Source organism: Streptomyces sp. NPDC003247, from assembly GCF_042888135.1.
In the GTDB taxonomy this organism is placed as follows: domain Bacteria; phylum Actinomycetota; class Actinomycetes; order Streptomycetales; family Streptomycetaceae; genus Streptomyces.
The window spans coordinates 374,124-393,158 of the sequence record NZ_JBIAPF010000006.1 but is presented as its reverse complement, the minus strand read 5'-3'; the positions used below and the strand labels follow the sequence as shown (position 1 = coordinate 393,158).

7 protein-coding genes and 2 pseudogenes are annotated in these 19,035 nt (G+C 74.6%); 5 read left to right on the top strand and 4 right to left on the bottom strand.

Annotation, left to right across the window (positions count from 1 at the left end; translation table 11 throughout):
• The first annotated feature begins 36 nt into the window (after window positions 1–36).
• The 3 genes and pseudogenes from ACFYWQ_RS22565 to ACFYWQ_RS22555 all read left to right on the top strand — a co-directional run.
• Complete coding sequence (locus ACFYWQ_RS22565; protein WP_389518653.1) at window positions 37–996, top strand: amidohydrolase family protein; 960 nt, start codon at window positions 37–39, stop codon at window positions 994–996.
• A gap of 183 nt (window positions 997–1,179) precedes the next feature.
• Complete coding sequence (locus ACFYWQ_RS22560; protein ID WP_389518652.1) at window positions 1,180–1,998, top strand: class I SAM-dependent methyltransferase; 819 nt, start codon at window positions 1,180–1,182, stop codon at window positions 1,996–1,998.
• A gap of 318 nt (window positions 1,999–2,316) precedes the next feature.
• Window positions 2,317–2,559, top strand: a pseudogene (locus ACFYWQ_RS22555) (TetR/AcrR family transcriptional regulator); the annotation flags it as partial.
• A gap of 104 nt (window positions 2,560–2,663) precedes the next feature.
• On the opposite strand, the gene ACFYWQ_RS22550 reads toward ACFYWQ_RS22555, so the two are convergent.
• Complete coding sequence (locus ACFYWQ_RS22550; protein ID WP_389518651.1) at window positions 2,664–3,923, bottom strand: transposase; 1,260 nt, start codon at window positions 3,921–3,923, stop codon at window positions 2,664–2,666.
• Between the two features lie 327 nt (window positions 3,924–4,250).
• On the opposite strand from ACFYWQ_RS22550, the gene ACFYWQ_RS22545 reads away from it, so the two are divergent.
• Window positions 4,251–5,096 (top strand): SDR family oxidoreductase, encoded by an 846-nt coding sequence (locus tag ACFYWQ_RS22545; RefSeq protein WP_389518650.1) that lies wholly within the window; start codon window positions 4,251–4,253, stop codon window positions 5,094–5,096.
• Between the two features lie 239 nt (window positions 5,097–5,335).
• Here the strand turns inward: ACFYWQ_RS22545 and ACFYWQ_RS22540 are convergent, their stop codons facing one another.
• The 3 genes from ACFYWQ_RS22540 to ccrA all read right to left on the bottom strand — a co-directional run bounded on the left by ACFYWQ_RS22540 (window position 5,336) and on the right by ccrA (window position 9,822).
• Window positions 5,336–6,313, bottom strand: a complete 978-nt coding sequence (locus tag ACFYWQ_RS22540; RefSeq protein WP_389518649.1) for a beta-ketoacyl-ACP synthase III — start codon at window positions 6,311–6,313, stop codon at window positions 5,336–5,338.
• 122 nt (window positions 6,314–6,435) lie between these two features.
• Complete coding sequence (locus tag ACFYWQ_RS22535) at window positions 6,436–8,226, bottom strand: fatty acyl-AMP ligase (RefSeq protein WP_389518648.1); 1,791 nt, start codon at window positions 8,224–8,226, stop codon at window positions 6,436–6,438.
• A 246-nt stretch (window positions 8,227–8,472) separates the two neighbouring features.
• A complete protein-coding gene (gene ccrA / locus ACFYWQ_RS22530; RefSeq protein ID WP_389518647.1) occupies window positions 8,473–9,822 on the bottom strand; it encodes a crotonyl-CoA carboxylase/reductase in 1,350 nt (449 codons plus the stop codon).
• Window positions 9,823–10,237: 415 nt separating this feature from the next.
• Here ccrA and ACFYWQ_RS22525 point away from each other — a divergent pair.
• Window positions 10,238–18,946 (top strand): annotated as a pseudogene (locus tag ACFYWQ_RS22525) (SDR family NAD(P)-dependent oxidoreductase); the annotation flags it as partial.
• Between the last annotated feature and the right edge of the window lie 89 nt (window positions 18,947–19,035).

The window sequence follows — 19,035 nt, the reverse complement described above, 5'->3', positions numbered from 1 at the left end:
CCGCTCGGGCAACGGAGCCCGACGAAAGGACCCACCATGCGCAAGATCGCCCTCGAAGAGCACTTCACCACCGACGCGATGAAGCACTACAGCCTCCCCGGCGCCGCCATGTTCGACCCCGCGCAGTGGAAGACGTCGCTGAAGCGGCTGCTGGACTTCACCGACGTGCGCCTGCCCCAGATGGACGAGTACGGCATCGACGTGGAGGTCCTGTCGCTACTCTCGCCCGGCGTCCAGGTGGAGAAGGACACCGCCACGGCCGTGCGCAACGCCTCCCTCGGCAACGACTACCTCGCCGAGATCGTCGCCAAGCACCCCACCCGATTCGCGGGCTTCGCCGCCCTCGCCCTCCAGGACCCCGACGCCGCGGTGGCCGAACTGGACCGCGCGGTCACCCAGCTCGGGCTGCGCGGCGCCCTCATCAACGGCCACACCCACGGCGAGTACCTGGACGCGGACAAGTACCTCCCGCTGTGGGAGCGCGCCGAGGCCCTCGGCGTCCCCCTCTATCTGCACCCGGCCAATTCCTACGACACCTGGCACAACCTGGGCGGCCACGAGGAACTGATCGGCCCCATGTGGAGCTGGGGCGTGGAGACCGCCACCCACGCCCTGCGCATCGTCTTCTCCGGCGTCTTCGACCGGTTCCCCGGCGCCACGCTCGTCCTCGGGCACATGGGCGAGGGCCTGCCGAGCATGCTCTGGCGCCTCGACAGCCGCTGGGCGTTCCTCGACCACCGCGGCCGGAAACTCGGCAAGGAGCGGCCCTCGGACTACATCCGCGAGAACATCATGATCACCACGAGCGGTGTGTGCGCACCCGCACCGCTGCTGGGCAGCCTCCTCGCCCTGGGCGCCGACCGGATCATGTTCTCCACCGACTACCCCATGGAAGGCAACGCCGAGGCCGTCCACTTCATCGACAACGCCCCCATCAGCGAACTCGACCGGGCGAAGATCTGTCACCTCAACGCCGAACGGCTGCTCGGGCTCTGACGCCCCCTGGGGCCGGCGCGACCGTGGCGCGAGTCCCTCGGCTTCCTGCCGCCCACCGGTTCACGGGCGGGACCGCCCCCGGTCCCGCCGCACCGGATCAGGCGCTCGACGCGGCGGTTGCGCCCTGGCGCAGACCGACGACAGGTTCTGTCCGGCGGATCACGCGGCCACTAGCCTACGACGATGGACCGATCGACCGACCTGCCCGAGAGTTCCGCCCGGTCCGCGGCTCCGGCCCGGGTGAATGACTACGACAGCTTCGCCGAGGCGTACTCGGCGGAGAACGAGCACAGCCTCGTGAACGCGTACTACGCGAGGCCCGCGATGACGGCCCTGGCCGGCGAGGTGGCCGGCCGCCGGATCCTGGACGCCGGCTGCGGCTCGGGCCCCCTGTCCGCCGCACTGCGCGACCGCGGCGCGCTCGTCACCGGCATCGACGCCAGCGCCGGGATGCTGACGCTGGCCAGGCGGCGGCTCGGGGACGACGTGGCCCTGCACGTGGCCGACCTGCGCGACCCCCTGCCGTTCGCCGACGGCGCGTTCGACGACGTGGTCGCGTCGCTGGTGCTGCACTACCTGGAGGACTGGGGGCCGACGCTGGCCGAGCTGCGGCGCGTGCTCAGGCCCGGCGGCCGGCTGATCGCGTCGGTGGACCACCCGTTCGTGGCCTACACGATCGGGGATCCCCGGCCCGACTACTTCGCGACCACCAGCTACACCTTCGACTGGACGTTCGGCGGGCAGTCCGTCCCGATGCGGTTCTGGCGCAAGCCGTTGCACGCGATGATCGACGCCTTCAGCGCCGCCGGCTTCCGCCTCGCCGTCATCAGCGAGCCGCAGCCCGACCCGGCCGCCCGTGAACTGTTCCCCGACGGCTTCGACGACCTCTCGGCCAGACCCTGCTTCCTGTTCTTCGTCGTCGAGGTACCGCCGTCGGCCGCGGGCCCGGCCAGCACACGAGGTCCTGTTCACGTTCGTCGAGCTGGAGACGCGGGTCGGTGACGCGCCGCTCGTGGGCGGTGTTCTGCTGCGGAGGTCGTCGACATCGTCGGAGGCGCCGAGGTGCCGAGGTGCCGAGGTGCCGAGGTGCCGAGGTGCCGAGACGGTCGGCGGCCCGTCCGTGCCAGGACGACCTTTCCTGCCCGGAGGACCGGCCGGACGAGGGCGTCCTGACGGCCGTGCGCCTGGGCGGGTGCGTGCCGGACAGGTCTGAGCGGCGTCAGTCGGCGTCGGCGATGAAGCCGGATGCCGTCGGCGTCGACCCAGCGGTGGGTGAACCCGTCCAGGTCGTGCCGGAGCAGGTCGCGGACGGGGTTGGCTTCGGTTCCGGTGCTGAGCCCGGCCGTCGCGGCGCACGCCAAGGAGGCGCTCGGTTTCCGGCGTGCGCGCCTGCGCGCCGCGCTGAGGGCCGGGCGCTTGACCGACCGGGACGCCGATGCCTTCGCTGAACACGTGGCGGCCGTGAACCAGTCTCTCGCCGTCATGAGCCGAGCCGGGGCGAGTCCGGCGCAACTCCTGGACGTAGTGGGCGTGACCGTCGACGCGCTCTCGCAAGCGTTGCGCGCAACGGGGCGTGTTGAGGAGACCAGGGGCCGGAGCCGCTCGCCGATGGAGGCGACTGATCCCGCGTTCCGCGGCGTGCCGTTGCTCCGGGGTGCCGGTCGGGCTCAGAGGTGGCCGTCGTCCGGGAGGAGGCCCGGGCCCGTTCCGTCCCGGGCGCGCAGCCTCCGCTCCTCCTCGGCGGCCTTGAGCAGGGTGGCCGGCCAGTGCGGGTGGGGCACCGTCGTCCCGGCCGTCCCCGACAGGGTCTGGAAGGTTCCGGCCAGCGCCCACTGCTGGAAGCGGTGGTGCACGGTCTGCCAGGCCCCGTAGCGTTCGGGCACGGTCCGCCACGGACTGCCGGTGCGGAAACGCCACAGCACCCCGTCGAACTGCCGGCGCAGGCCCTCCGGGTAGGGGCCGCGCTCCCCGAGCGGAAGCAACGGTTCCACCGACTTCCACTCGTCGTCGGAGAGATCACCGCACGGTGTGTCGAGTGCGTCGGCCGTGTCCGGCCCCGCCGTGGGGCGGGACACGGCCAGCTCCTCCAGGAGGGAGCGGACCGCCTCGACCGCGTTCATGACCATCGTCGGGTCGGCGCCCGGCCGGGCGTGGGCGCTCATCCGGATGGCGGGAGGCTGCGGCAGGCCGGTGTACTCCACCAGGCCGTCGTAGCCGCGACCGGTGGCCGCCAGGAGGGCTACGCCGAGTCCGGCGCGGGCGGCCTCCAGTACGCCGGCCAGATAGCCGGCGTCGCAGACCACCGACGCGGGGATGTCGTGGGCGGAGAGCACCTGGAGGGCCTGGCGGCGGACCGCGCACGGCTCCTCGATCGCCGCCAGCGGCAGCGCGGCCGGTGCCGGCGGCGGTGTCCACCCCGGCGCTGCGTACCACTTCAGGGGCAGTCCGCCGACCGGCATGCCCTCGACGACGACCGCCTCCGTCACGTACACCGCCAGATCCACCGATCTGCGGTTGACGGCCTCGACGAGCCGTGCGGAGCGGTCGATGCGGAACCTGACCTGGGAGCGCGGCAGCGTCCGGTGGACGGCCTCGGTGACCATGGGCAGGATCTGGTCCGCGGCGTGTTCGGCGGAGCCGATGACTACGGTGGCCGGTTCGGAACCGAGGAGGCGTCGCGCGGCCTCGTCGTGCACGCTGAGGATCCAGCGCGCCTCGTCGAGGAGGAGCTTGCCCGCCGCGGTGAACCGGGTGGCGCGGCCGGCCCGTTCCACCACCGGTCGTCCCAGCGTCTTCTCCAACCGCCGCACGTGCTGGCTGACCGCGGACTGACTGAGGGTCAGGGACTCGGCGGCCCGGCGGAATCCGCCCTCGTCCGCGACGGCGACGAGACTGCGCAGCGCGATGATGTCGAAGACCGGTCTCATGGATCAACGCTAGCATCAACTGATAAGCGTTTCAGATCACTTGGGGTGGTTGTTCCCTGTGGGGCGGGTGGGGAGCGATCGGTCCGCGCGTCGTGTCCCGTGCACCGCGAACCGTTTCCCTGCGCGCGGGACGACGCGTTGTCAAGGGGCCGGCGCAAACGTACGCAAGGTAGGGAAGGGGCCTGTGGAAATAGGGGTTGGCGGCCCCCGGGGGTGATGGCACGGTGGGCGAAACGGCAGGTCCGGTACCGCCCGCCGCCGGGACCCGTGCGGTTCCGGATCCCGCCCACGCGCCCGTGCTCCCCGTGCTCACCGGAAGAGACGCTCATGACCTCCCTGCGTACTGTCCTCATCACCGGCACGTCCTCCGGCATCGGCCTGGCCACCGCGGTCCAGGCCGCCGAGGCCGGCTGGAACGTCGTCGCCACCCTCCGCGACACCGCCAGGGGGGACGCCCTGCGCGCGGCCGCCGAGGCGGCCGGTGTCGGCGACCGCGTCCAGGTCGCCCGCCTCGACGTGACCGACCCGGAGTCCGTCGGCGCGGCCGTGTCCGGCGTGGTCGCCGACCACGGACGTCTCGACGCGGTGATCAACAACGCCGGGGTCGGGCAGCTCGGCACCGTCGAGCAGATCGGGGTCGAGGCCTTCCGGTCCGTCCTGGAGGTCAACTTCTTCGGAGTCGTGGAGGTGACGAAGGCGGCGCTGCCGCACCTGCGCGCCGCCGGCGGCCGTCTCGTCACCGTCTCCAGCCTCGGCGGTCTGATCGGGCAGCCGTTCAACGAGGCCTACTGCGCCGCCAAGTTCGCCCTCGAGGGCTTCCTGGAGTCCCTCGCCCCGGTCGCCGCGACCGCCGGAGTGCGGGTCTCCGTGGTCGAACCGGGCCCGGTGGCCAGCGAGTTCGTCACCCGTCTGGAGCCGTCCGTGCCCGGGCTGATCGAGAACGCCGGCCCCTACGAGGCGGCCTTCAAGGCCTACTTCGCCACCACGGCGGGCCTCTTCGAGCAGGCACAGAGCGCGGGCGACGCGGCGGCCGTGGTCGTCGACGTGCTCACCGCGGAGCGGCCGCCCTTCCGGGTGCAGACCTCCGGCGCGGCACGCGAACTCGCCGCGATCAAACTGGCCGACCTGGACGGCTCGGCCGTCCAGGGGGTCACCGGTCCTTGGCTGACCTGACCGGCCTGACCTGACCTGACCGGCCTGGCCTGACCTGACCGGCCTGGCCTGACCTGACCGGCCTGGCCTGACCTGACCTGACCTGACCGGCCTGGTCTGGCCGGGTCGGCCTGGTCCGACCGACCTGGCCAGACCAGGCCGACCTGGCCGACCCGGCTGACCGGGCCTGGTCGACCCCATCTGACCGGCCTGGCTGACCAGGCGGCCCGGCCGATCTGCTTCGGCCGGGCCGCCGTCCGTCACGGCAGGGCCACCACCTGCGCCGCGTGGCTGAGGCCCGCGCCGAAGCCCACCAGCAGCGCCAGACCGCGCCGGGGCACCGCGCCCCGGGCGATCAGCTCCTCCAGGGCGAGCGGGACGGACGCCGCGGAGGTGTTGGCCGTGTGGACGACGTCACGGGCCACCACCACATGGGGCGGGAGCCGCAGTGCGGCCGCCGCCCCCTCGACGATGCGGAGGTTGGCCTGGTGCGGGACGAACGCGGCCAGGTCGCCGGCGTCCACCCCGGCGGCGGCGAGGGCGGCGCGCGCCGCCACCGGCACCGTGGCCACCGCCCACCGGAACACGGCGGGGCCGTCCATGCGCAGGGTGGGCGCCACGGTGACCGACGCCCCCGGCGCGGGCCAGGGCCCGGAATGGGCGATGGCGCCGTGGCGGTCGCCCTCGGAGCCCCAGACCACCGGCCCGATGCCCGGCTGGTCGGCCGGGCCGACGACCACCGCGCCGGCCCCGTCGCCGAAGAGGAAGGCCGTGCCGCGGTCCGTGGGGTCCACGATGTCGGTCATCCGTTCCGAGCCGACCACCACGACATGCCGGCTGGTGCCCGACCGGATCAGGGAGTCGGCCGTCGCGAGGGCGTGGACGAAGCCCGCGCAGGCGGCCCCCACGTCCAGGGCGCCCGCCGAGACGGCGCCGATCCGGTGGGCGACCCGGGGAGCGGCGGGCGGCGACTGGGTCAGCTGGGACATGGAGGCGAGCAGCACCGTGTCGACCGCGTCGGGTGCGATGCCCGCCTGGGCCAGGGCCTTGAGCGACGCGGCCACGGCCATGTCGACGACGGTGTCGTCCGGGGCGGCGAAGCGGCGGGCGGTGATGCCCGACCTGCGCCGGATCCACTCGTCACTCGAATCGATCGCCGGCGCCACCTCGGCGTTGGGCACCACACGGGAGGGCCGGTAGGCACCGACGCCGAGGATCCGGGCACCGGGGACGGCCACGGGGGCGCTCAGCCCCCGCGCGGCACCGCCCGCCGCCACCCCACCGCCCGCGCCCGCGTTTCCGTGCCCGGCAGTTTCGCCGTCCGCGCCCGCCGGTCCGTGCCCGGTCGTTCCGCCGCCCGTCACCGTGCCTCCCCGGAGTCCGGTGTCGTACGCGTCGCGAACTCACCGTCCAGATAGCGCCGGCGTGTCTCACGGCGCTGCACCTTGCCGCTCGACGTCTTCGGCAACGTCCCCCTCCGGACCACCAGGATCTCGTCGGCCTCCAGCCGCTGGCCGTCCCGTACCGCCTCCCGTACGCGCCCGCGCAGGCCCTCGCTGCCGCCGTCGCGCAGCGCACGCCCGTCGGCCTCGACGACCACCACCAGCCGTTCGGCCGTGCCGTCGTCCACGGAGAACGCCGCCGCGCAGTTCGGGCGCAGCGCAGGGTCGGCGCGCTCCGCCGACACCTCGATGTCCTGCGGGTAGTAGTTGCGGCCCTTGCGGATGATCACGTCCTTGAGCCGGCCGGTGACGAAGAGCTCGCCGGCGTGGACGAAGCCGAGGTCCCCGGTGCGCAGCCAGGTGCCCCGGTCCTCCTCACCGGTCAGGCGCGCCCCGAAGGTGCGCAGGCTCTCCTCGGTCCGCCCGTGGTAACCGTCCGCCACGCACGGACCGTTGACCCAGATCTCGCCGACCGTGTCGTCCGGCAGCCCGGCCAGCGTCCCGGGGTCGGTGATGCGCACCGAGGTCGTCCCCACCGTCGTGCCGCAGCCCACCGCGTGGACGGCGCCCGCACCGGACGCCGGGTCCACCGAGTGGTCGCCGTCCGGGAGCCGTTCGACGCGGCCTTCGCGCAGGGCTTCGGCGTCGAGCAGGAGCAGTGTCGGGTCCTGGTCCTCCCGGCTCCCCGTCACCTTGAGGGTGTTCTCCGCCAGCCCGTAGCCGGGGCACATGGCGCGAGGCCGGAAACCGGCCCCGGCGAACGTCCGGGTGAAGTCGCGTACGGCGTTCCACCGCACGGGTTCGGCCCCGTTCGCCGCCACCCGCAGGCTGGACAGGTCCAGTCCCTCGGGCACGCCGTTGTCGGCCGCGTCCCGTACGCACAGTTCGTAGGCGAAGCTCGGCGCGGCGGTGTGGCTGCCGCGGAACCGGGAGATCGCCTCCAGCCACCGGGCCGGCCGGCGGATGAACGCCTCGGGGGCCATGAGATACGCCGGGATACCCGCCCACAGCGGCAGGACGACCCCGAACAGCATCCCCATGTCATGGAAGAGGGGCAGCCAGTTGACCACGGCACTGTCGGGGCGGCAGGGCCACAGCAGGTCCGTCTCGGCCACGTTGCTGCGGAAGTTGGCGTGGGTGACCCGTACGCCCTTGGGGTCACCGGTGGAGCCGGAGGTGTACTGGAGCAGGGCGATGTCGTCGGGACCGGCCGCCGGGCCGGTCCACTCCCCGGCCCCCGGAGCGGGCGGCGATCCGGTGTCCACCAGGGTGAGCCCCGCGAGCTCCGGGGTGTCCCCGAAACGTTCCTCCAGGTCTCGTTTGACGGCTGCCGTCGTGAGCACGGTCGTCGTCCCGGCGTCATCGGCGATGCGCCGCAGCCGGGTCAGACCGCGCAGCCGGGTCGGCACCTGGACGGGGGCCCCGGCGACGCCCGCGTACATGCAGCCGAGGAGGGTGGAGACGAAGTCGAGACCGGACGGGTGGAGCAGGACGGCGGCGCCGCCGCGGAGCCCGGCCGCGTCCAGTTCGGCGGCCCGGGCCCGCGCGGCTTCGTCGAGCTGCCGGTACGTCAGCGTCTGCTGCGGTGTCTCGCCGTTGTGGAGGAAGACGTAGGCGATGTCGTCGGGTCGGGTCGCGCTGCGCAGGCGCAGGACCTCGGGCAGGGTGGGCAGTGCGGTCGCCAGGGGGTCAAGGGCGGTGGCGGTCATGGGCGGCGGTCCTCTCCTCGCTGCGGCGCGGTTCGTCGGTGCGTTCTGCTCGGGGCCCAGGGGCGCGCGGCGCGCAGCACGCAGGGCGGGTGGGGTGGGGGGCGCCGTTTCGCGGTGGCCCGGTGGCTGCTGTGGCCCGGTGGCTGCGGTGGTGCGTGCGCGCGCTGTTCGCGGGTGGCCTACGGCGGTGTCGGCGCCGTTCGCGGTCGACGGAGTGACCCGGGGGTTCCGGGCACCCCGGATCGCTCATCCCGCGAGGGCCGGCCGCGGCGCGGACCGCAGCGGATTGAGCCACTCCTCGCCCAGCGCGGCGCGCGTCTGTGGGTCCGTCACGCCGAGTCCGGGCCGGGGGGCCAGGGCGAGCACGCCGACCTTGCCGGTGTGGCCGTTCGTCTGCACCAGGCGGGCGGCCTCGCCGACCTCGGCAAGCGGGTACACGTCGGACAGGACGGGCGCGACGCTGCCGAGCTTGAGCAGGCGCATCATCTCCGCGGCCTCGTGCAGGTTCATGCCGTGGCTGCCCACGATGCGCTTGAGGTTCATCCAGAAGTAGCGGTTGTCGAAGGAGTGCTCGTAGCCGGTGCTCGAACCGCAGGTGACGACGGTGCCGCCACGACGGGCCACGATGACCGAGATCCCGAAGGTGGCCCGGCCGACGTGGTCGAACACGACGTGCGGGTCCTCGCCCAGCTCCGCCCGGACGGCCCGGCCGAGCCGCTTGGCGAGCTCCACCGTGTCGGCGCCGGCCGCCACCCGGCCGCCGATGCCGATCTCCTCGCGGTTGATCACGACGTCGCAGCCGAGCTTCGCGAGCAGTTTCGCCTTGGCCTCGGAGTTGACCACACCGACCGGGATGCCCCCGCCGTTCTTGACCAACTGGACGGCGAACGCGCCGAGACCGCCGGTCGCGCCCCAGATCAGGACGATGTCGCCCTGCTTGATGCGGGCGCCCCGGTCACTGACCAGCATCCGGTAGGCGGTTCCGCCGCACAGGGGCACACAGGCCGCCTCCTCCCAGGTGAGGTGGCCCGGCTTGGCGAGCAGCTGGCTGGCCCGTACGACGGTGTAGTGCGCCAGGCCGCCGAAGTTGGTCTCGTACCCCCACGCCTTCTGGTCGGCGCCGAGCATGCCGTCGGCGTGCGTGACGGGGTCCTGGTCGTCCACGACGGCCGCGTTGACGGCCACGTGGTCGCCGACCTTCCAGCGGCGGACGCCGGCCCCGACGCGCACGATCACCCCGGCCGCGTCCGAGCCGACGACCTGGAAGGGCTGGTCGTGTCGGGCCGCGTGACCGCCGGTCCTGGCGAAGCGCTTGAGCGCGCCGAACGTCGACACGGGCTTGAACGTCGCCGACCAGACCGTGTTGTAGTTGATGGAGCTGGCCATCACGGCCACCAGCACCTCGTCCGGGGCGAGTTCGGGCATCGGCACCCGGCCCACCCGCAGCGAGCGCCGGACGTCGCTGTCGGCCTCGCCGTCGAAGATGCCGACGTCCTCCTGCCGGATGTGAGCGGCGACGAAGTCCTCCGGGACGGGAGCGCTTTCCAGTTCGTCCGCGGAGGCTCCCCGGAGAACTGCCTCGGTCAGTGAATCCATCTGTGATTCCCTCCAAGATGAACGAGCAAATTGACGCTGCCGCATGTTTGTGGAAGACGCTATGGTGGGCCATTTCCGATGGGGAACCCCTAATCGCGACCCCTAGGGGTGTCGGTGCGCAAACCGGGGCACGCGCCCCGGACGATCTTCAAAACAGCAGGTGGAACGTGGTGTGGGAAGTCATAGGGGGAGGTTAGGGGTCGGCGTGGAAAGCGCCGCACGGCAAAAATGTGAGCGGTGGCGCCGGGATGCGGAACGAATCATCGCATCGCCTTTCCGGGCGTCCCGGAGGGAAAGTCGGTGCAGCGGGAAATCTTCCGCGCGGAATGTTGAGAAGGGTTCGGCGAGAACGATGACCAGGCAGGCTGACATCCATGCGGCCGGAGCCGGCCACGACAAGGTCGTTCCCGTCGCCGTGATCGGACTGGCGTGCCGGCTGCCCGGCGCACCGGACCCGGACGCCTTCTGGGATCTGCTGCGGCGGGGCCGAAGCGCGGTCGGTCCGCCCCCTGAGGACCGCCGGGCGTCCCGGGACGCGGACGTGTCACGGGACACCGACGTGTCACGGGACACCGGCGTCTCACGGAACACGGGCGCGCCCCAGGGCACAGACGTGTCACGGGACACCGACGTGTCACGGAACACAGGCGTGTCACGGAACACCGGAGGCGCCGACGGCCGGCCCGGGGCCGGTGCGCCGGGCGGCGCGGATCTGCCCGGTGGCTTCCTGGACGACGTCGACCACTTCGACGCGGACTTCTTCGGCGTCTCCCCGCGCGAGGCCGCCGAGATGGACCCGCAGCAGCGGCTCGTCCTCGAACTCGCCTGGGAGGCGCTGGAGGAGGCCGGGATCGTCCCCGCCGGCCTCGCCGGCACCCCCGTGGGCGTCTACGTGGGCGCCATGGCCCACGACTACGCGACGCTGCGCCACCGCGAGGACGCGGGCCCCCTCACCCGCCACACCCTGACCGGACTCAACCGGGGGATCCTCGCCAACCGGGTGTCGTACACCCTCGGCCTGCGCGGCCCCAGCCTGACCGTCGACTCCGCCCAGTCGTCGGCCCTGGTCGCCCTCCACCTGGCCTACCGGGCCGTGCGCGACGGCGACTGCACGCTCGCGCTGGCCGGAGGCGTCAACCTCAACCTGGCCCCCGACAGCACCTCGGCCGCCGCCCGCTTCGGCGGCCTGTCACCGGACGGCCGTTCCTACACCTTCGACGCCCGCGCCAACGGATACGCACGCGGCGAGGGCGGCGGCATGGTGCTCCTCAAGCCGCTCGCGGCGGCGCTCGCCGACGGCGACCGGGTCCACAGCGTGATCCTCGGCAGCGCGGTCAACAACGACGGGACCACCGAGGGCCTGACCGTACCCAGCGCCGACGCCCAGCGGGACGTGCTGCTCCAGGCGGCCCGGCAGGCGGGGGTCGACCCGCGCGAGGTGCAGTACGTCGAACTGCACGGCACCGGGACCCCGGTGGGGGACCCGGTGGAGGCCGCCGCGCTCGGCGCCGCGTACGGCACGGGCCGCGAGGGCGACGAGCGCCTGCTGGTCGGCTCGGTGAAGACCAACATCGGGCATCTGGAGGGCGCGGCCGGAGTCGCCGGGCTGCTCAAGACGGTGCTCAGCCTCCGCCACCGGCGGATTCCCGCGACCCTCAACCACGAGACCCCCAACCCGCGGATTCCCCTGGACGCGCTGCGCCTGCGGGTCCAGCGCGCGTCGGGCCCCTGGCCCCGGCCCGACCGGCGGCTGATCGCCGGCGTGAGCTCCTTCGGCATGGGCGGCACCAACTGCCATGTGCTGCTGGCCGAGCCGCCCGCCACCGCCCGCCCGGCGACATCCGCCGACGCCGACGCCGACTCCGCTTCGAGTGCCGCCGATGCCGACGGCGTCGTGGACGCGGCCGCCACCGACTCCGCTTCGAGTGCGGCCGACCCCGACGGCGTCGCGCACGCGGCAACCACCGGGACCGTTCCGAGCCCCGCCGGTGCCGGTGCCGGTGCCGGTGCCGATACGGATACCGATGCCGACGGCGCCACCGGGACGACCGCGGCCGCCGCCGACGTCGTCATCCCCTGGCCCGTGTCCGGCGCCACCCCCGCGGCGCTGCGGGCCCAGGCCGGGCGGCTCGCCGAGCACGTCCGGGGCCGCCCCGGCCTCGGCATCGCCGACCTCGGCCACTCCCTCGCCACCACCCGCACCCGGTTCGCCCACCGCGCGGTGGTGCTCGGCCACGACCGCCGGAGCCTGTTGCGCGCGCTGGACGCCGTGGCGGCCGGCGAGCCCACCCCCGGCGCCGTGGTCGGCCGCGGGCCGGTGCGGTCGGCGGGTCCCGTCGCCTTCCTCTTCCCCGGACAGGGCAGCCAGCGGGCCGGCGCGGGCCTCGGGCTGCACGCCACCACACCCGCGTTCGCCGCGGCCCTGGACGAGGTGTGCGAGCGGTTCGACACCCACCTCGACCGGCCGCTGCGCGACGTCCTCTTCGCCGCTCCCGGCTCGCCGGACGCCGTGCTCCTCGACCGTACCCGCTACACCCAGGCCGCCCTGTTCGCGCTGGGAACGGCGCTGTTCCGCGTGCTCGAACGGCACCTGCCGGCACCGGACTTCGTGCTCGGACACTCCATCGGCGGACTCACCGCCGCCCATGTCGCGGGGGTGCTCCCGCTTGCGGACGCCGTCACCCTCGTCGCGGCCAGGGGCCGCCTGATGGAGGAGGCCCGCGCGGGCGGAGCGATGATCGCCGTGGAGGCCACCGCCGCGGAGGCGGAGGCGGTACTGGCCGAGTACGCGGGCCGGCTGGCGCTCGCGGCCGTCAACGGCCCGCGTGCGGTGGTGGTCTCGGGAGACACGGAGGCGGCGCAGGAGGTCGCCGGACGGTTCGCCCGCGAGGGCCGCAGGACCCGTCGTCTGAAGGTCAGCCACGCCTTCCACTCCCCGCACATGGACAGCGCGGTGGACGCGTTCCGGCGGATCGCCGCGACGCTCGCCTTCCGCCCCCCGGCCCTCGGCGTGATCTCCGACGTGACCGGCCGGCCGGCCGGTCCGGACGAGCTGACCTCGCCCGACTACTGGGCCGAGCACATCCGGCGCCCGGTGCGCTTCCACGACGGCGTACGGCAGTTGGCCGAGCGGGGCGTCACCGGCTACGTGGAGCTGGGCCCCGGCAACGTGCTGACCTCCCTGACCCGGTCGACCGCCGGCCGTGACGCCTCCGTGGTCCCGCTCCTGCGGCCCGGGGTGTCCGAGCGGCTCTCCCTGGTCAGCGGGCTGGCCGAACTCCAGGTGACCGGTGCCGACACCGACTGGTCCGCCTTCTTCGGCGACGGGCGGCGCGAGCGGGTGCCGCTGCCGACCTACGCGTTCCGGCGCAGGCCCTTCCGGTTCGCCGGCGCGGCCCGGATCGCGAGCGCCCCGACGGCCGCCGCCCCAGCGCCGAACGCGTCCGCCCCCGCGCCGAACGCGTCCGCGCCGGCCGCCTCCTCCACGAACGGCTCCGTCGCCGTCGGCCCGAAGCCCGCCACACCCGAGGTGCCGGTGCCGGTGCCGGCCGCACGGACCGACTTCCTCGCCCTCGTCCGAGCCGCCGCCGCCGACGTCCTGGGCGTCACCCCGGGGCAGGACCTCGACCCCGATCGCACGTTCAAGGCCCTCGGGCTGGACTCGCTCGGAGCGGTGGAGTTCGCCGACCGGTTGTCCCGGGCGACCGGGCTGTGGCTGCCGCCGACCCTGACCTACGACCACCCCACCCCGCTCGCCCTCGCCCGGCACCTCGCGACGGAGGCCTCCGGCACCACCCCCGGCGAGACCGCCGAAGCACCACGGGCCACCGGAACCGTCGAGGAGGCCGGGCAGGCCGGGCAGGCCAGGCAGGCCGGGGAGACCGGGCAGGCCGGGCAGGCCGGGGCGCCCGGGAGCGAGGACGACGACCCGATCGCGATCGTCGCCACCGCGGGCCGCTGGCCCGGTGGCGCCGACACCCCGGAGCGGCTCTGGGACCTGCTGGTGTCGGAGACGGACGCGACGAGCGGCTTCCCGGTCGACCGGGGCTGGGACGAGGACCTCTACGACCCCGACCCGGACCGTCCCGGCCACACGTACGTGCGCCGCGGCGGATTCCTGCACGACGCCGACCGGTTCGACGCCGACTTCTTCGGACTGACGCCCCGCGAGGCCGACGCGATGGACCCGCAGCAGCGCCTCCTCCTGGAGACCTCCTGGGAACTGCTGGAGCGGGCCGGCGTCGACCCCGCGACCCTGCGCGGCAGCGGGACCGGCGTCTTCATCGGCGCCACCCAGCAGGAGTACGGCCCCCGCCTGCACGAAGCCGGCGGCGGCGCCGGCCACCGGCTGACCGGCGCGAGCGTCAGCGTCGCCTCGGGCCGCATCGCCTACACGTTCGGCCTCGAAGGGCCCGCACTCACCGTGGACACCGCCTGCTCCTCGTCACTGGTGGCGCTCCACCTGGCCGCGCGAGCGATCCGCTCCGGCGAGTGCGCCCTCGCGCTGGCGGGCGGGGTGACGGTGATGTCGACGCCGGGCATGTTCACCGAGTTCAGCAGGCAGCGCGGACTGGCTCCGGACGGGCTGTGCAAGCCGTTCGCCGCCGCGGCCGACGGCACCGGCTGGTCGGAGGGCGTGGGCCTGGTGCTGCTGGAGCGGCTGTCGGACGCCCGCCGGGCCGGCCGCCGGGTGCTCGCCCTGATCCGGGGGAGCGCGGTCAACTCGGACGGCGCCAGCAACGGGCTCACCGCTCCGAACGGCCCTTCCCAGGAGCGCGTCATCCGCCAGGCCCTGGCGGACGCCCGGCTGACCCCCGGTGACATCGACGCCGTGGAGGCCCACGGCACCGGCACCACCCTCGGCGACCCCATCGAGGCCCAGGCACTGATCAACACCTACGGGCTCGACCGTCCCGAGGGACAGCCGCTGCGCATCGGCTCCCTGAAGTCGAACCTCGGGCACACCCAGGCCGCGGCCGGTGTCGCCTCCGTCATCAAGGTGACCGAGGCCCTGCGGCACGGCCTGCTGCCCGCCACCCTCCACGTGGACCGCCCCACCCCGCACGTCGACTGGTCCAGGGGCGCCGTCGAACTCCTCACCCGAGCCACGCCCTGGCCGGCCGCCGGCCGTCCCCGCCGGGCCGCCGTGTCCGCGTTCGGCATCAGCGGCACCAACGCCCACCTGATCCTCGAAGAGGCGCCGCCCGCCCCGGCCGAGCCCGAGCGCCCGGCTCCCGACCGGGACGTCCCCGTCCCCTGGATCCTGTCGGCGCGCACCCCGCAGGCACTGCACGACCAGGCCGCACGGCTGACCGCGCTGCTGAACACGACGGCGCCCGAAGCCGTCGACCCGGCCGAGGTGGGGCACGCCCTCGCCCGACGGCCGCTGTTCGACCACCGTGCCGTCGTGGTGGCCCGGCGTCCGGCCGACCTCCACACCGCCGTCCGGGCCCTCTCCCACGGGGAGGCCGCCGAAGGGGTCGTCCGCGGACGGTCCGCCGCCTCCGGCAGGCTGGCGTTCCTCTTCACCGGACAGGGCAGCCAACGGACCGGCATGGGGAAGGAGTTGTACGCGGCCCACCCCGTCTTCGCCGCCGCCTTCGACGAGGCGTGCGCCGCGCTCGACACCCAGTTGTCCGGACACGCCCCCGCCCCGCTGCGGGACATCGTCTTCGCCGACGCGGACGAGGCCGGGCAGGCCGGGCAGGTCAAGCAGGTCGAGCAGGCCGAGCAGGTCGAGCAGACCGAGCAGACCGAGCAGGCCGAGCAGGCCGAGCAGGCCGAGGAACACCGGGCCACGGACCCGAGCCCGCAGGATCAGCAGCCCGTACGCCCGCACCCGCAGGATCAGCAGCCTGGACGCCGGAACCCGCAGGACCGGCAGCCCGTAGGCCCGCACCCGCAGGACCAGCAGCCCGCCCGCCCGATCCCGCAGGAGCCGTCCGCCCCGCACACCGCCCGTGCACTGGACCGGACCCTGTTCACCCAACCGGCGCTGTTCGCCCTGGAGGTGGCGCTGTTCCGCCTGCTGGAGTCCTGGGGCGTCCGTCCCGACGTGGTCGCCGGACATTCGGTGGGCGAGCTCGCCGCGGCCCATGTCGCGGGCGCCCTGAGCCTCCCGGACGCCGCCGCGCTGGTCGTCGCCCGGGGCCGGCTGATGCAGGCCCTGCCGGAGGGCGGGGCCATGGTCGCCCTGGAGGCGACCGAGGACGAGGTGCTCGGCGCCCTCGACGGCCGGGAGTCGGAGGTCGGCATCGCCGCCGTCAACGGCCCCTCCGCGACGGTGATCTCGGGAGAGGAAGACGCGGTGCTCGCCGTGACGGCGGAGTTCCGCGCCCGCGGCCGCAGGACCGCCCGACTGCGCACGAGCCACGCCTTCCACTCGCCGCTCATGGACCCGATGACCGGCGAACTGGACCGGGTCGCCGACGGAATCGACCATCTGCCGCCGGACATCCCCCTGGTGAGCGCCCTCGACGGCACCCTCTTCACCGGCGACCGGCCGATCCCGCCCGGGTACTGGGCGGCGCACGCCCGGGGCGCGGTCCGCTTCCTCGACGTCGTACGCCGTCTGGAGGCCGACGGGGTCACCACGTACCTGGAGCTGGGTCCCGACGCCGTCCTCACGGCCCTGGCGCAGGAGGGCCTGCTCGGCGGACAGGGCGAGGACACACCCCCGCCCGCCCTCGCCGCGGCGCTGCGCCGCGGCCGTCCCGAGCCGGAGACCCTGCTGGCCGCCCTCGGCGCGGCCCACGCGCGGGGGGCCGGCGTCGACTGGAGCGCGGTCATCGGCCGGTCGGGGCCGAGCCGGGTGGACCTGCCCACCTACGCCTTCCAGCGGCGACGCCACTGGTTCCAGGCCCCCGAACACCGGACACTCGAACACCGGACACGCGAACACCGGGCGCCCGCCGGCACCCCGGCCGACGACGGCCGGTTCTGGGACCTCGTGGCACGCCGGGAACTCGACTCCCTCGCCACCACGCTCGGCATCACCGACTCCGGGCGCCGTGAGGCACTCGACGCCGTCCTGCCCCTGCTGGCCTCGTGGCACGGAGAGCGCGGCCGGGCGGCCGAGATCGACCGGTGGCGGCACCGGGTGCGCTGGCAGCCGGTACCGGATCCGGCGCCCGGGACCGTCCGGGGCCGCTGGCTGCTCGTGCTGCCCGACCGGGCCGACGCCGCGCCCCGGCCGTACGACACGTGGGGGCCGCTGCTGGAAGGGACCCTCGGCGACGCCGGCGCACGCGTCGACCGCGTCCCCGTCCCGGCCGGCCGCTCCGACCGCGCGTCCCTCGCCACGCTGCTCGCCGAAGCCGTCGACCGGTCCTCCGCGGAGCCGGTGACCGGCGTGCTGTCCCTGCTGTCGCTGGACCACGACCCGGAACCGGGCCTGCCGGACCTGCCGCACGGCCTCGCCGCCACCACGGCGCTCCTCCAGGCGCTGGACGACACCGGCACCGACGCGCCGCTGTGGGCCCTCACCCGTGGCGCGGTGACCACCGGCACCGGCGACCGGCCGGCCGACCCGGCCGGAGCGCTGGTCTGGGGACTCGCCGTGGTGGCCGCCACCGAGGCCGACGGCTGGGGCGGCGTCGTCGACCTGCCCGAGCGGGCCGACACGGGCGCCGCCGCCCGGGTGCTCACCGCCCTCACCGCTCGTCACCGGGAGGCCGAACTGGCCGTACGGCCCGAGGGACTGCTCGCCCGGCGCCTGGTGCCGGCACCCCTGGAACCGGCCCCCGCCGACGGGCGGGCGGCCGAATGGACCCCCGGTGACGGCACGGTCCTCGTCACCGGAGGCACCGGAGCACTGGCCGGGCACACCGCCCGGTGGCTGGCCCGCAAGGGCGCCGGCCATCTGCTGCTGCTCAGCAGGCGCGGCGGCGAAGCGCCGGCCGCGGCCGCCCTGCGGGACGAACTCACCGCGCTGGGCGCCCGGGTGACGTTCGCCGCGTGCGACGTCTCGGACCGTGCCGAACTCGCCCGGGTGATCGCCTCGGTTCCCCCGGAACACCCCCTGACGGCGGTCGTGCACACCGCGGCCGTCCTCGACGACGCCCTGCTCGACGCGCTCACGCCCGAACGGCTCGAAGGGGTCCTGCGGGTCAAGGCGGCCGGCGCGCGCCACCTGGACGAACTCACCCGTGACCTCGACCTGAGCGCGTTCGTCCTGTTCTCCTCCGCCACCGGCGTCCTCGGCACCCCCGGGCAGGCCAACTACGCGCCCGGCAACGCCTACCTGGACGCCCTCGCCCTCCGGCGGCGCGCCGCCGGTCTGCCGGCCACCTCCGTCTCCTGGGGGCTGTGGGCGGGCGAGGGCATCGCCGGCGACGAGGCCGCCCGCCGCACCGAGCGCCACGGACTGCTGCCCATGGACCCCGAACTCGCCGTCGCCGCACTGCAACAGGCCCTGGACCGGGACGAGACCCACCTGGTCGTGTGCCGCGGCGACTGGGCGGCGCTGGCGGCCCTGCGGGCCCATCCCCTGCTCGAAGCGCTCACCGGCGGCCCCACGGCCGACAGCGCGCCGGAGCCGGACGAGCGGCCGGACGGGCTGCGCGCCGAGCTGGCGGCGGCGACCGGCGAGCAGGACCGGCGCCGGCTGCTGCTGCGCTTCGTCCGCGCCCAGGTCGCCGAGGTGCAGGGCGGCCGGCCGGCCGATTCCGTGGACGTCCACCGGGGCTTCAAGGAGCAGGGCTTCGATTCCCTCACCACCGTCGAACTGCGCAACCGCCTGAACCGGCGCACCGGGCTGAGCCTGCCCACCACCGTCGTGTTCGACCACCCCACCCCGCAGGCGGTGGCCGACCTGCTGTACGAACGGCTCGCCCCGGCCGAGGCGGCGGAGGGCGGCGCGGCGCGGGAGCTGCGGGCCCACCTCGACCGTCTGGAAGCGCTGCTGACGGGCCTGCCGCCGGACGGTCCGGAGCGAGCGGACGCGGCGGCCCGGCTGGCCGGCCTGGCGGCGAACGGCCCGCACGGCCCGAACCGCCCGCACGGCACGGACGGCACGGCCCCGGCCGGCGGAACCGGGCCGGGGGCCGACGTCTCCGCCGCGCTGTCGGCCGCCACCGACGACGAGCTGATGGACTTCATCGGCAAGGAACTCGGCATCTCCTGAGCCGCAGGCCCCCGCCGGGCGGTGCCGCCGCACCGCGCCTCCTTCCCCACCAGACCCCACCCGCACCGGGCCCCGCACCCCACCCCCGG

Excerpts from the sequence above, each read along its gene's own strand:
- ACFYWQ_RS22565 (WP_389518653.1), top strand. The coding sequence starts at position 37 with ATGCGCAAGATCGCCCTCGAAGAGCACTTCACCACCGACGCGATGAAG.
- ACFYWQ_RS22560 (WP_389518652.1), top strand. The coding sequence starts at position 1,180 with ATGGACCGATCGACCGACCTGCCCGAGAGTTCCGCCCGGTCCGCGGCT.
- ACFYWQ_RS22550 (WP_389518651.1), bottom strand. The coding sequence starts at position 3,923 with ATGAGACCGGTCTTCGACATCATCGCGCTGCGCAGTCTCGTCGCCGTC.
- ACFYWQ_RS22545 (WP_389518650.1), top strand. The coding sequence starts at position 4,251 with ATGACCTCCCTGCGTACTGTCCTCATCACCGGCACGTCCTCCGGCATC.
- ACFYWQ_RS22535 (WP_389518648.1), bottom strand. The coding sequence starts at position 8,226 with ATGACCGCCACCGCCCTTGACCCCCTGGCGACCGCACTGCCCACCCTG.
- ccrA (WP_389518647.1), bottom strand. The coding sequence starts at position 9,822 with ATGGATTCACTGACCGAGGCAGTTCTCCGGGGAGCCTCCGCGGACGAA.